This is a genomic window from Neptuniibacter sp. QD48_55 (genome assembly GCF_047778115.1).
Taxonomy (GTDB): domain Bacteria; phylum Pseudomonadota; class Gammaproteobacteria; order Pseudomonadales; family Balneatricaceae; genus Neptuniibacter.
Genome location: NZ_CP180555.1, coordinates 2,423,359 through 2,435,698, shown reverse-complemented (window position 1 = coordinate 2,435,698; position 12,340 = coordinate 2,423,359). Strand labels below are relative to the sequence as shown.

At 42.7% G+C, this 12,340-nt stretch carries 14 protein-coding genes; 9 read left to right on the top strand and 5 right to left on the bottom strand.

The window, feature by feature from the left end:
• Window positions 1-7 precede the first annotated feature (7 nt).
• Entirely contained in the window at window positions 8-1,012 is a 1,005-nt protein-coding gene (locus ACMXYW_RS11245; RefSeq protein WP_415904118.1) for a class I SAM-dependent rRNA methyltransferase, read from the top strand.
• On the opposite strand, the gene ACMXYW_RS11240 is transcribed toward ACMXYW_RS11245, so the two are convergent.
• Window positions 1,009-1,332 carry an MGMT family protein gene (locus ACMXYW_RS11240; protein WP_415904117.1) on the bottom strand — a complete coding sequence of 108 codons (324 nt, stop codon included), beginning with the start codon at window positions 1,330-1,332 and terminating at the stop codon, window positions 1,009-1,011. The genes ACMXYW_RS11245 and ACMXYW_RS11240 overlap by 4 nt on opposite strands.
• Before the next feature lie 99 nt (window positions 1,333-1,431).
• On the opposite strand from ACMXYW_RS11240, the gene ACMXYW_RS11235 reads away from it, so the two are divergent.
• The 5 genes from ACMXYW_RS11235 (at window position 1,432) to ACMXYW_RS11215 (ending at window position 4,955) form a co-directional block, all read left to right on the top strand.
• On the top strand, window positions 1,432-2,898 hold the full coding sequence (locus ACMXYW_RS11235; protein WP_415898751.1) for a protein adenylyltransferase SelO: 1,467 nt from the start codon (window positions 1,432-1,434) through the stop codon (window positions 2,896-2,898).
• A 55-nt stretch (window positions 2,899-2,953) separates the two neighbouring features.
• The gene (locus tag ACMXYW_RS11230; RefSeq protein WP_415898750.1) at window positions 2,954-3,397 is read left to right on the top strand and encodes a MarR family winged helix-turn-helix transcriptional regulator; all 444 of its coding nucleotides are present in this window, start codon (window positions 2,954-2,956) and stop codon (window positions 3,395-3,397) included.
• Window positions 3,398-3,436: 39 nt separating this feature from the next.
• Window positions 3,437-4,066, top strand: coding sequence for a glutathione S-transferase family protein (locus ACMXYW_RS11225; RefSeq protein ID WP_415904116.1), 630 nt, complete (start codon window positions 3,437-3,439; stop codon window positions 4,064-4,066).
• A 55-nt stretch (window positions 4,067-4,121) separates the two neighbouring features.
• Entirely contained in the window at window positions 4,122-4,439 is a 318-nt protein-coding gene (locus tag ACMXYW_RS11220; RefSeq protein WP_415904115.1) for a hypothetical protein, read from the top strand.
• Window positions 4,440-4,751: 312 nt separating this feature from the next.
• Entirely contained in the window at window positions 4,752-4,955 is a 204-nt protein-coding gene (locus ACMXYW_RS11215) for a cold-shock protein (protein ID WP_415883947.1), read from the top strand.
• 95 nt (window positions 4,956-5,050) lie between these two features.
• On the opposite strand, the gene ACMXYW_RS11210 is transcribed toward ACMXYW_RS11215, so the two are convergent.
• Window positions 5,051-5,371, bottom strand: coding sequence for a DUF3301 domain-containing protein (locus ACMXYW_RS11210; protein WP_415898747.1), 321 nt, complete (start codon window positions 5,369-5,371; stop codon window positions 5,051-5,053).
• Window positions 5,372-5,474: 103 nt separating this feature from the next.
• On the opposite strand from ACMXYW_RS11210, the gene ACMXYW_RS11205 reads away from it, so the two are divergent.
• Together ACMXYW_RS11205 and htpG are read left to right on the top strand one after the other, a co-directional pair.
• Complete coding sequence (locus ACMXYW_RS11205; protein ID WP_415898746.1) at window positions 5,475-6,188, top strand: DUF599 domain-containing protein; 714 nt, start codon at window positions 5,475-5,477, stop codon at window positions 6,186-6,188.
• Window positions 6,189-6,352: 164 nt separating this feature from the next.
• Entirely contained in the window at window positions 6,353-8,278 is a 1,926-nt protein-coding gene (gene htpG, locus ACMXYW_RS11200) for a molecular chaperone HtpG (RefSeq protein WP_415904114.1), read from the top strand.
• A gap of 87 nt (window positions 8,279-8,365) precedes the next feature.
• On the opposite strand, the gene ACMXYW_RS11195 is transcribed toward htpG, so the two are convergent.
• The 3 genes from ACMXYW_RS11195 to ACMXYW_RS11185 form a co-directional block, all read right to left on the bottom strand.
• Window positions 8,366-9,262, bottom strand: a complete 897-nt coding sequence (locus ACMXYW_RS11195) for a LysR family transcriptional regulator (RefSeq protein ID WP_415904113.1) — start codon at window positions 9,260-9,262, stop codon at window positions 8,366-8,368.
• 72 nt (window positions 9,263-9,334) lie between these two features.
• Window positions 9,335-9,679, bottom strand: coding sequence for a hypothetical protein (locus ACMXYW_RS11190; RefSeq protein WP_415898743.1), 345 nt, complete (start codon window positions 9,677-9,679; stop codon window positions 9,335-9,337).
• Window positions 9,680-9,959: 280 nt separating this feature from the next.
• Window positions 9,960-11,618, bottom strand: coding sequence for an EAL domain-containing protein (locus tag ACMXYW_RS11185; protein ID WP_415904112.1), 1,659 nt, complete (start codon window positions 11,616-11,618; stop codon window positions 9,960-9,962).
• Window positions 11,619-11,802: 184 nt separating this feature from the next.
• On the opposite strand from ACMXYW_RS11185, the gene ACMXYW_RS11180 reads away from it, so the two are divergent.
• Window positions 11,803-12,099, top strand: coding sequence for a c-type cytochrome (locus ACMXYW_RS11180; RefSeq protein ID WP_415904111.1), 297 nt, complete (start codon window positions 11,803-11,805; stop codon window positions 12,097-12,099).
• The last annotated feature ends 241 nt before the right edge of the window (window positions 12,100-12,340 follow it).

Here is a 12,340-nt window from a genome sequence, read left to right as displayed (position 1 = left end):
CGTTCAAATGTCGGATCTTACTTCCCGGTTAAAGCATGCTGATTTAGCCCGTGCTGAATTGTTACCTGCGTTACATGCTGAAAATACCAACTGTTACCGCCTATTTCATGGTACGAATGAGGGAGTATCCGGTTTAACCATCGATCGTTACGGTCCGCAGCTTTTAATCCAAACTTTTCATGAAGCTTTATCTGCTGCTCAAGTTGATCTGATTCTTGAGCATTATGCGTGTCTATTTGAAATAGAAGAGGTCGTGTATAACGATCGCAGCGCACGAAACTCTCGCCGTGAAGATGAGCATAATAAACGTGGATTAGAACTCGTTGGTCAGGAGCTGGATATTAATTACCGTGTGAGGGGCAAGCATGCGGGACAAGATCCGCTACTGTTTCTAGACATGCGTGTTGGTCGTCGTTATGTTCAAGAGCATGCAAAAGATAAGTCGGTCTTGAACTTGTTTTCCTATACCTGCGGTGTGGGTGTTTGTGCAGCGTCTGCGGGCGCAGCTAACGTTGTGAATGTCGACTTTGCCGAGCGAAACCTCGATGTAGGCAGAGAGAATGCTGAGCTTAATCAGCTATCTGGAGATCGAATTGAGTTTATTCAAAGTGACTTCTTTACCGCAGCAAAACAGTTTGCAGGCATGCCAATCAAGCAGCGTGTGAAGAGAGGTCAGAAACCTCGTCAGTATCTTAAGCTTGATGAACAACAATTTGATCTGGTTTATCTAGATCCACCGCGTTGGGCGAAAAGCCCTTTTGGTACGGTCGATCTGATTCGTGATTATCAAAGCGTTTTAAAACCATCCATCTTATCGACGAAAGCAGGTGGAACCTTGGTGTGTACTAACAACGTTGCCAAAGTAGAGATGGATGAGTGGCTAGATCTGGTTAAGCGCTGTGCTAATAAAGCAGGGCAGCCTGTGGTGGATTACGAACAACTTCAACCTGAAATTGATTTCCCTTCTGTTGATGGGCAGCATCCACTAAAAATAGCAGTGCTACATTTCTAAGGTTGCCAGCGATAAACCTTCAGCCTGATCTTACCGTTGATCAGGCTAATTCCTTCATTTTCTAATCGCTCTTTTTGACGGCTGTAAGCTTCACTATCTTGCGGGAAAGATATTTTTCCTTGGGCATTAATCACTCGATGCCAAGGCAACTGCGTATCTTTAGGCAATTGACTCAGTGTTCTACCTACTGCACGAGCCATATTTGATAACCCCGCCAGTTCTGCAACCTGACCGTAGGTAGCTACTTTTCCTTCTGGGATCATGGCAACGATCTGCCAGATCTTCTCTTGGTAACTCGGGTTGTTTGAGGTGTTAGTCATAGCAATGAAAATAACCTTATAAGAGAGGGGATGATAGTACCTGAGTAAAATGCTAGGGTAATAGTAAGTCTACACCAAGAGTTAAGGGATACTATCATTATGGCTTCGCTTGAAAACCTCAACTTTGATAACAGCTACTTGCGGTTGCCAAATCTGTTTTATCAACAGATAGAGCCCACTCCCTTACGTGATCCCTTTTTAATTGCATTTAACCCTGATGTTGCAACTTTACTGGATCTAGATGCTAAGAGTGTCCAGTCTGCCGATATGACTAAATATTTCAGCGGTCAAGCGCTATTAGCAGGCAGTCAGCCCCTCGCTATGAAATATACAGGTCATCAGTTTGGGGTTTATAACCCTGAATTGGGCGATGGTCGTGGTCTATTACTAGGAGAGGTTGTAAACAGTAAAGAGGAACGATGGGATCTTCATCTTAAAGGCTCTGGTAAAACAGCGTTCTCTCGTTTTGGTGATGGTCGAGCTGTACTTCGCTCCAGCATCCGCGAGTATCTGATCAGCGAAGCTATGTCTGGTCTTGGGATTCCAACAACTCGCGCGTTGGCGTTGGTTGGCAGTAAAGAGCAAGCGATGCGTGATGGCATGATGGAACCCTGCGCAGCTCTTTTGCGTGTGACTCAATGTCATGTCCGCTTTGGCCACTTTGAATATCTTTATTACTCCCGCCAGCATGATGAGTTAAAAGTTTTAGCTGATTACTGTTTAGATCGTTTTTATCCGCAGTTTAAAGAGGCTGATAACCCTTATCAGGCGATGTACGAAGAGGTGATTCAGCGCAGCGCTGAATTGGTCGCTAAATGGCAAGCTTATGGTTTTGTTCATGCTGTCTTAAATACTGACAATATGTCGATGCTAGGCGAAACTTTCGATTATGGCCCGTTCAGCTTCTTGGATACTTATAAACCGAAGCTTGTGAGTAATCATAATGATCATAAAGGTCGTTATGCTTTTGAGCGCCAGCCTGAAATTGTGCAGTGGAATTTGTCCTGTCTCGGTCAGGCCTTATTAACATTGATTGATAAGGATGATGTGATCGCACTATTAGATAGCTATCCCGAGCGGTATAAAAAAGCAGAGCTATCTGAATTTAGACGTCGTTTAGGTTTACAGACAGAAGAGCAATGCGACGATGAGCTTGTGCGTGAGTTACTGCAGCTATTTGTGCAGCAAAATGTCGATATGAATCGATTCTTCCGCACCCTCTCTAATTTTGATGGTAGTGATGAATCGATCGGTAATTTGATGAAGCTGATCAGCTACCCATCAGCTTTAACGCCTTGGTTATTGAAATACGAACAGCGTTTGGAACATGAGCCTGCGAGCCAACCGATTCGAAAAGCGCAAATGCGCTCGGTAAATCCTCAATTTATTCTACGTAACTATATGGCAGAAGAGGCGATTCGATCTGCAGCTGATGGTGACTTTACTTTAGTTAATGATCTAATGGCCTTACTGAAAAATCCGATGCAGGATAATTTAGCTTTTGAGCGTTATGCTGAATCTCCTCCAGAATGGGCGGGTGGGATCTGCCTGACTTGCTCCTCTTAAAACTATTTTTGTAATAGAGGTTGATTATCATGTATATGCATATATAATTGATTTCATGGATACTCAAGACAACATAAAGCAGCTAGAACAGCTCCCGTGCATTAATTTCAGTTTGAGGAAGGCTGTCAGGGTTCTAAACCGAATCTATGATCAGTATTTAGCTGAGGCAGGTTTAACGGGTGGGCAATTCAGTATCTTATATGTTGTTCATGAACTAGATGTAGCTACAAATAAAAAGCTACAGAGTATTTTGGTTTTGGACCAGACAACCTTGACAAGAAATTTGAAGCCATTGCTTAGAGAAGGTTACCTCTCATCAGTACCTAGTGTGACGGATAGACGTCAGAAAAATCTGAGTCTAACACCAGAAGGAAGAGTTAAGTTCCTTGAGGCAAAAGAGCAATGGTTTAAAGCACAGCAGAAAATCTATAAGGAATTAGGGCCAGAGTTAAGTGAGCAGCTTATTTCTTTAAGTGATAGCGTTGTGAAATTGGATTAATTTTTACGTATAAATACATGTATATGCATGGTGATGATTGTGGAGCTTTTTACTTACTCTTTAACTTGTAACGCAATCAAGGTCAGCTTGATTTTGGCTGAATTACAGATTGAACCTGAGCTAAAACTGATCAGCTTGAATAAAGGTGAACAAAAGAGGATAGAGTTTTTAAGTTTAAACCCGAATGGCACGATTCCAGTTTTAAAGGATAAGGACAAAGTGTTGTGGGAATCTAACGCAATTTTGTTCTATTTAGCTAAGGCATATAACTCGTCACTGTCGGCGAGAAACTTCCAGGAGGAGGTTGAGGTGATGCGCTGGCTGAATTGGCAAGCTTCTGAATGGAGTCCTGCCAGTAGCGGTTTTGCCCATCATCGTGTGATGCGGCCTTTTTGGGGCTTAGCGTCAGATGAAGAGAGGTTAGCTACACTGGATAACTCTTTTAAGAGATATGCAGAAATTTTAGATCAGCAATTATCTTGGCAGGATTTTCTGATTTCAGATGATATTAGCATCGTTGACATTTCTGTTGCCTCTACATTGATGTTCTGGCGAGAGGCTGAGATCCCTATTGAGGGCTACAGCAATCTAAATGAGTGGCTGCAGCGTTTAGAAAATCAGCTTTGGTGGATGGAAACAAAGCAAAATTTAAAGAATTTTATGATCTAAAAGCATGTATATGCATTTAGATTGTGTAAATAAAACCAAATGAAAAAGGTGTGTTATGAAAACGTTAAATAAAAGTATGTTATTGGCTGTACTTCTAATTCCTGCAACACAGGGTTTTGCAGATCAACAAGAGGAGATGATCAATTATCTTCACAGTCCTGCAACGCGCACTGCTGATGTCCAGCATCAGGCTAATGCCGAAGGAAGTTCGGTAGCTGATCAATCTAAAGTAATGATCGCAGATTTAAATACGCCGTATTTGAAAAGTGACGTAGCTAAAGCTGATAAAACTGTAGTTGGAAGCCGGCAGAAAAGAGGGGAAAGCGATGCACAATTCGCAATGATTCAGAACTTGTTAACAACCCGTCTTTAACAATTAGTTCGGTCACCATAATTTACCCCTCTTAGCTAAGCAAAGAGGGGTAAAAACGGCTCAAATATTACGATTCATTCATCTCTCTACAATTAGATTGAAATGATTGAATTTAAGGGAAAAAAATCGTTGACCTTTCCATAGATAGCTCTATAGAATGAAGATCGCTTGAAAGTAAGCCGTATATTTATGTACACCATTTCGAAGTTCTATCAGTACCTCGTCCTGTTTTTCATAAGTAATCACAGCACTTCCAGCACAATCCGCCTGTAAAAAGGCAAAAATTACTCTGAAAGATATAGGACTATAGATATGTCTACTACTGGTACAGTTAAATGGTTTAACGAAGAAAAAGGTTTTGGTTTCATCGAGCAGGAAAACGGCCCAGATGTTTTCGCTCACTTCTCTGCGATCCAAGGCGACGGCTTCAAAACTTTGACTGAAGGTCAGAAAGTTGAGTTCACTGTAACTCAAGGCCAGAAAGGTCCACAAGCTGAGAACATCGTTAAGGTTTAATCCTTACTGATATTCAGTTTGAAAAAGAAGCAAGGCTAAGGCCTTGCTTTTTTTATGCCTGAAATTTGGCATCTTGGCTAACCATTCAGTCTGTATTACTGCATACGATGGGGATCAAGCTGAAAATCGGAGATCGCTTTGCCCAGAATAACGACCCTTCCGCTATAACGCTCATCGCCTGTAGATGAGAATTCGAAATTATATGAACGCCAGATCCTGATCTGCCCCTTAGTATCACGTTTAAGCCAAAAACCTCTCAAGTTAATATTGTCATCAAGAAGCTGTAACTCAAGTTCCTTACACTGCCTGCGGGTGTATCTTAGTGCCACTTCTTTTATCTTTTGCGATTGCCACCAGTGATACATTGCAAAGATGATTAAGGTAATCCAGAAGAGGGCTTCAATATCTATATACATCGATTTCTTGTTTCCAAGGATTTATGGGTTCCTTTGATTGTGACTTGTTTTACAATGAGTTGTTTCAGATTGCACGATTAATTTTCTACTCAGGATCGAATAGATGTCATCTATCTCCCAGTTTGTAATGGATAACTGGCTTAATCTTCTGGCATTAATATGGTTTTTGATCTGCTTCAAAGGCTATATGTATTACGCACGTAAACGCAGTTATGAAACGCCTTGCCTTGCCAGTGTTTTACATATGTATCGAAAAGAGTGGATGACACGCATGCTCACCCGAGATGTGCGAATTGCCGATACAACGGCGATTGCCAATCTGGAGCGTAGCGTATCCTTCTTTGCATCCACCACCATGCTGATACTTGCCGGTCTGATGACCATACTAGGCTCTACTCAACAAGCGATTGATGTTGTCGCGGATATCCCGTTTACCTTCCACGCGACCCGTGCAGAATGGGAATTAAAGATCCTTCTTTTGATCACGTTGTTTGTTTACGCCTTCTTCAAATTTACCTGGAGTCTGCGTCAGTATGGATTTGTTTCAATCATGATTGGCGGTGCGCCGGGACCTGATGAGCACATCTCTCAGCAGCAGGCGGATGCGCACTCTAATCGTATCGCTAAAATGACCTCAATGGCCGCGAACAGTTTTAACCTTGGTCTGCGTACCTACTATTTCTGTTTGGCGATCTTGGGCTGGTTTATCAACCCATGGATCTTCATGGGTCTGACGGCCGGCGTTGTGTTCGTCCTCTATCGACGTGAATTTAAATCTTCTACCCTCAAAACGTTGATGATGAGTGCTGGCGAATAAAAGTTAAAAACCTCTCCCTTTGCGCTTGAAAAGGTCTAGCACGTCCCAATATTCCAGTTATTGGCGGAGAGCTTGCTAAGGTTCAGCAAGTTCTCCACTACAGTTTTGTTGCATTAGGGCAGCGCTGTAGTTTTAGAAATAACAGACATATTGGATAAGTGTTGATGACTACTGAAACGCGTACAGAAACTCACGGTTTCCAGACTGAAGTGAAGCAACTGCTTCATTTGATGATTCACTCCTTGTATTCAAATAAAGATATTTTTCTGCGTGAGCTAATCTCTAACGCCTCTGACGCTGCAGAAAAATTGCGTTTCGAAGCGCTTTCAAATGGCGCGCTTTATGAAAACGATGGTGATCTAAAGATCAACATCAGCTTTGATAAAGAAGCTAAGACCCTAACTATCGCGGACAATGGTATTGGTATGAGCCGCGATGATGTGATCGAACACCTAGGTACGATCGCTAAATCGGGTACTGCACAATTCCTATCTCAGTTAACCGGCGATCAGAACAAAGATAGCCAGTTGATCGGTCAGTTCGGTGTTGGTTTCTACTCCTCTTTCATCGTTGCTGACAAAGTAGAAGTTTTCACTCGTAAAGCTGGCTTGCCTACAGAGCAGGGCGTTCACTGGGTCTCTGAAGGTGAAGGCGAATTCACTATTGGTGAAGTCGAAAAAGCGGGCCGTGGTACTAGCATCGTACTTCATCTGAAAGAAGGCGAGGAAAGCTTTGCAGATGGTTTTGCACTTCGCGGTTTAGTACGTAAGTACTCTGATCATATCTCTATCCCTGTAATCATGCAGAAAGAGGCGATGCCTAACTTCGGTGAAGAGGGTGAAGAGAAAGAAGCCGCTGCTGAAGAGCCAGAAGATGAAACAGTAAACAGTGCAACAGCGCTGTGGACACGCAACAAATCAGAGATCTCTGAAGAAGAGTATCAAGAGTTCTACAAGCACATCTCTCACGATTTTGGTAATCCATTAACTTGGGCGCACAACCGCGTTGAAGGTAACATGGAATACACCAGCCTGTTGTTCGTACCAGAGCGTGCACCATACGATCTTTGGAACCGTGAAGCGCCAAAAGGCCTTAAGCTTTACGTGCAACGTGTATTTATTATGGATCAGGCGGATGAGTTCTTGCCTCTATACCTACGATTCATGAAAGGTGTTATCGACACTAAAGATCTATCCCTAAACGTATCTCGTGAGATTCTTCAGAAAGATGCCAATGTGGATAAGCTGCGCAGTGCACTAACTAAACGTGTACTGGATATGCTAATCAAACTGGGTAAGAACGATGAAGAAAAATACGCAGCGTTCTGGAAAGAGTTTGGTCAGGTTCTAAAAGAAGGGCCAGCGGAAGACTACGGTAACCGTGAGAAGATCCTTAAGCTGATGCGTTTCTCTTCTACTCATGCTGACAGCGAAGAGCAGAATGTATCTCTGGATCAATACATCGAGCGTATGCAGGAAGGTCAGGACAAGATCTATTACGTTGTAGCAGATAACTACAATACTGCGAAAAACAGCCCGCACTTGGAGATCTTCCGTAAGAAAGGTATCGAAGTACTGCTAATGACTGATCGTATCGATGACTGGATGATGAGCCAGCTTCAGAACTACGATGAGAAGGCCTTCCAAGATGTCACTAAAGGTCAGCTAGATCTAGAAGACACTGCGACTGAAGAAGAGAAGAAAGAACAGGAAGAAGCAGCTAAAGAGCTAGAAGGCCTAGTTGAGCGTTTGAAATCTAGTCTAGGGGAAAAGGTTGCTGATGTTCGCATCACTAACCGTCTAACTGATTCTCCTGCATGTCTTGTTCTGGGTGAGCAGGATATGGGTCTTCAGATGCGCCAGATTATGGAGGCAGCAGGTCAGGCAGTGCCAGACACTAAGCCTACATTTGAGGTAAACCCTGAGCACCCACTGATTGAAAAACTAGATAAAGAAGCAGACGAAGATCGCTTTGGTGATCTAGCTTCTGTTCTATTCGATCAAGCAGGCCTAGCCGCTGGTGCACAACTAGATGACCCAGCAAGTTATGTTGCGCGTTTGAATAAACTACTACTTGAGCTAAGTGCTTAATCAAGTAGTTAGGTTCTAAACAAGCGGCTCTATATGAGCCGCTTTTTTGTGGGCGCAATACACTAGATTATCGGCCTGTTTGACATGTCAGATCTGTAAGGATTGATCTCTTTTACAAATAGCGTTGATCGTTGGGTTACTTGAGCTGCTTCTGCGCGTTATTCCGTAGAGGTCATCAGTTACCTCGGAAATTTCAGCAATGCACTCAACGCCGTATTGGCGGCAGACTTCTTCAGCTATGACTGTTGGTGCAGCAAAGACCCCATGCCCTTTAGATCCGAAGACTTTAATTAACGCACTGTCATCAATTTGAGCTTTTACATAAGGCCTTATTTGGTGTTCCTCAAACCACTGTATCAGTTGGGCAAACCAAGGGGCATTAATTGCATTGGATAAGAAGGTTTCTTTATCCATACTGATGGGGAAGTTCTCGCGTAGCTCGGCTGCTTTTTTAGGCTCTGCAAACAAGGAGACGGTCGACGAATCGAGTTTATAGATGAATAGATTGGAATCTGAATTGTATTCAGGGAGTTCGTCAGTCAGTAGTAGATCGATCTTTTTCTGGCTTAACAGTGTTAGCAGTTGAGCGGGGATTCCGGTTGTACTGTTTAGTGTCACTTCCTGATCAATCTCAAATACAGGTTCGATAAGGTGATAGGCGATGAGTTTATGGATCGAAGATGAAATGCCAACGTTTAAGTTTGTAGGTCGGTTTTGTGGCTTTTCCTCCAGAAAACGATCTAGTTCCTCTGCAATGCTGAACATTTGATCGGCGTATCGAGCGACTTGCTTACCTAAAGGGGTAATAAGTAAGTTACGGCCTTTTCGAGTGAACAGAAGACCACCAATGGATTCTTCTAGAGAGGATATTTGGCTGCTGATCGTTTGCGGCGTTAAATCTGCAATCTCACTGGCTTTTGCAATCGAACCTTCCTTAGCGACCAGCCAAAAGAAATAAAGATGACGAAGGTTATACTTACTCATAAATCGGTTTCACCCTTAGTCGTGAACTCAGAAACGATAAGTAAGTATAACCCTCATCAAAAGGGGAAGTGCTTAAGAGGCAATTGAATGTTGAACTGTGCTTAACACAGGCGGTTTATGCCTAGCTTCAGTTGCCTTGTCTTCTTCTACCATGAAGAGGTGGTAAGCCTCTGGACCAAAAGAATCCAGAGCGGTTAATAGATAAGAGAACTGATCATTTACCGGCTCGCCTGTTCTTTTTACTTTGAAATTATAACGTTGAGACGGAATGGAGCTGAGTAGTGGTTCTTCGACCCATAAGTAAAGTGATTGATCCGAAATAACATACTCAAATCTAACGGGTTTAAAACCTTCTCTTAGGGTCAGAGTTTGGGTTTTGTCAGAGAGTTCTAATGGGTATTTCAAAATGGCTTTCATGACTACACTCCAATGTTCTGATGTTGTTTGGAGTATATTTGCTTAGAATAAACTTCTTTTGAACAGTTTTTATAAGTGCTCTACTTCGAATAATTCGATGAAACAGGTTTTAAATGAGCCTAAATGCTCTGTTTTTTGGATGCTTGGTAAAAAGTTCAAGGCCTTTAAGTTAGCTAAGAATCTCTAGGCAAAATTTTCTCTAGACGAAGAATGCTATAGCGACTGTCCTAATAGTGCAGCCGGTCTCTCGCCTTTAAGCGCTAAACAACGTCCTAGTCTTTCAACAAGACACCGTACTTGCCTCTGTGAGGTTCTCTTCACTTCCTTTTACTCGTTGCTTAGCTATCTCAATAGATTTAATAAGCTCATTAGCAGGCACTGCTCTGCTGTAGTGCCAGCCTTGGTGGATCTCAATGCCGAGTTGATCTAAGTGTGTAGCTTGCTGCGGTGTCTCTACGCCTTCTGCGATGGTAATGAGGTTAAGCTTTTTGGATAAACCAACAATCATCTCTAGTACATGGCTGTTGATTGAATCTGTGCCTATAGATGCGACAAAGCATTTATCTGCTTTAAGGTATTTAACCGGTAGTTGGCCAAGGTAATGTAGGCCACAGTATCCTGTGCCAAAATCATCTATGGCGATATCGATACCTGCTGCCGTAAGCTTAATAAAGGCTTGTTGAATTCGACCGTCGTTGCTATCCACTAATACGTCTTCTGTGACTTCTAACACTAAATTTGGAATAAGGCCTTTGTAGTGAATTAGTTCGCGTACTGACTTAGCGTCTAGTAAATGGTTGGACGATATATTGATAGTGACGATGAAATCCGGGTTTTGTATCAGGATAGGGCGTATTTCGTCGTAACAGTTTTTCAGCTGCTGCGATGTCATCTTGTTGATAAAACCTTTCTCTTCAGCTTCGGGGATAAAGGTAATTGGGTTCTTTAAACCTTCGGCAGGATGCTGCCAACGCATCAATACCTCTGCGCCTATGATCTGTTTATCCGAAGCATTGATCAGTGGCTGATAGAGATTGAAAAACTCCCCATGCTTGATCGCTTTTTTGAGTAGATGGGCGCTGTCAGATAAGTAGATGATGAGATATTGAAAAAGCAGGGTAAGAAGCAGCCATACGCTTAAACATAGCGCAGCACCTTGGATACTAAAATTACTGTGATCACCAAAGATGATTTTTTTCTCATCACTAATAACCACGCTCAATTCAGGGAAGGTGATAAGCGGGCTATAGGCAGCGACTTGGTTTAGGCCATTGTCGAATTCGCCTTTGACCACTCTGGATTGATCTATAGGTAGATCCAATCCTGATTTTGGACTGGCGTAAGGGCCATTCATAATAATTGGTTGTCCGGTATCACTATGGATCAGACCGGTAAAACCTAGTTCACTGGAGCGATTTTGTAACTGGTTCTTCAGCCAGCTTATTCTTACGAGTGCGTTAACTTCACCGCCGAGCTTTAGGCTTCTCGCCAGTACAAAAGCAGGCTGTTGCATATATTCGACATTAACTGGTCCTATAAAGCGTAAACCGGGTTCGGTGGGTGGCGGTGTAACATAGATAGGTTGGTCGTGTTTTTTCCAGCTGGTACACACTAACTGTCCGTTGGCATCAACTATACCCATCTCTACTACAGGGGCGACGTTAAACATAATGCTGCGCATATCGAAGAGGATCTCTTCGCTGCATTGTTTGCTGAGTTGCTCCATATCGATCAGCACATTATTAATGATGCTGTAGTTGATATCGAGCCATTCGGATAGTTGTTGGGCTTTGATTTTAAGGTCGCGCTGTTGAAGCTGTTTATGCTGCTCTACTTGCTCGTAGCTTATGAATAGAGTGATTAACAGCGTAATGACTGCGCTCATCAACGCAGGTGCGAGGTATTGTCTGTTCCATAAGCGAAAAGTTTGCGTGTTCACAATTAGCCCACCTAATCCCTGTAGTGCATCAACGCTACCATAAATTGTTGTATCACCAAAATTCACCTACAGGATGAAAGTTATGCAGAAATTGAACAGACCTTTTAGTCTTTATGCGCTAGATCAAGGATTTTTAGGCTATTTTGCTGTTGAATTAAAATTAAAAATTCAGTGAGGTGGATTTATGGGTAAGTTAGTTCAGGGTATCGTTTGTGGCTTGTTAGTTGCTGCTTCTTTCAGCGCACAGGCAGATGGCCAAGCTGTGTATGATAAGCATTGTAAAGGCTGTCATGTTGCTGGAGTAGGTAACGCACCAAAACCTGGTGATAAAGCTGAGTGGGATAAGCGCAGCGCTGCAGGTATTGATGCAATGGTTCAGACCGTTATTCAGGGTAAAGGTGCTATGCCAAAAGGTGGCACATGTACTGATTGCGATGAAGCGACTATTAAAGAAGCGGTTGAAGTACTTCTAGCTCAGTAATTCATTTGAGCTGCTTCTATCGGAATATGGCAGAGCCCTCTGCTGTATTTCGATAGTTATCACGTAATTTTCCTTTCCTCTTTTCTTCCCTAGCTATTTTCAGAGTTGTTCACGCTTAGTGATAATTCAGTCTTTTTTCTATGATTTATTTATGCCACGCTGTACTGAGCTAACAATGTAAGTAAAACCTCTATTCTTGCTGAGACCTTAAACTGTATATTAGGCTTATTACAGCTAAATT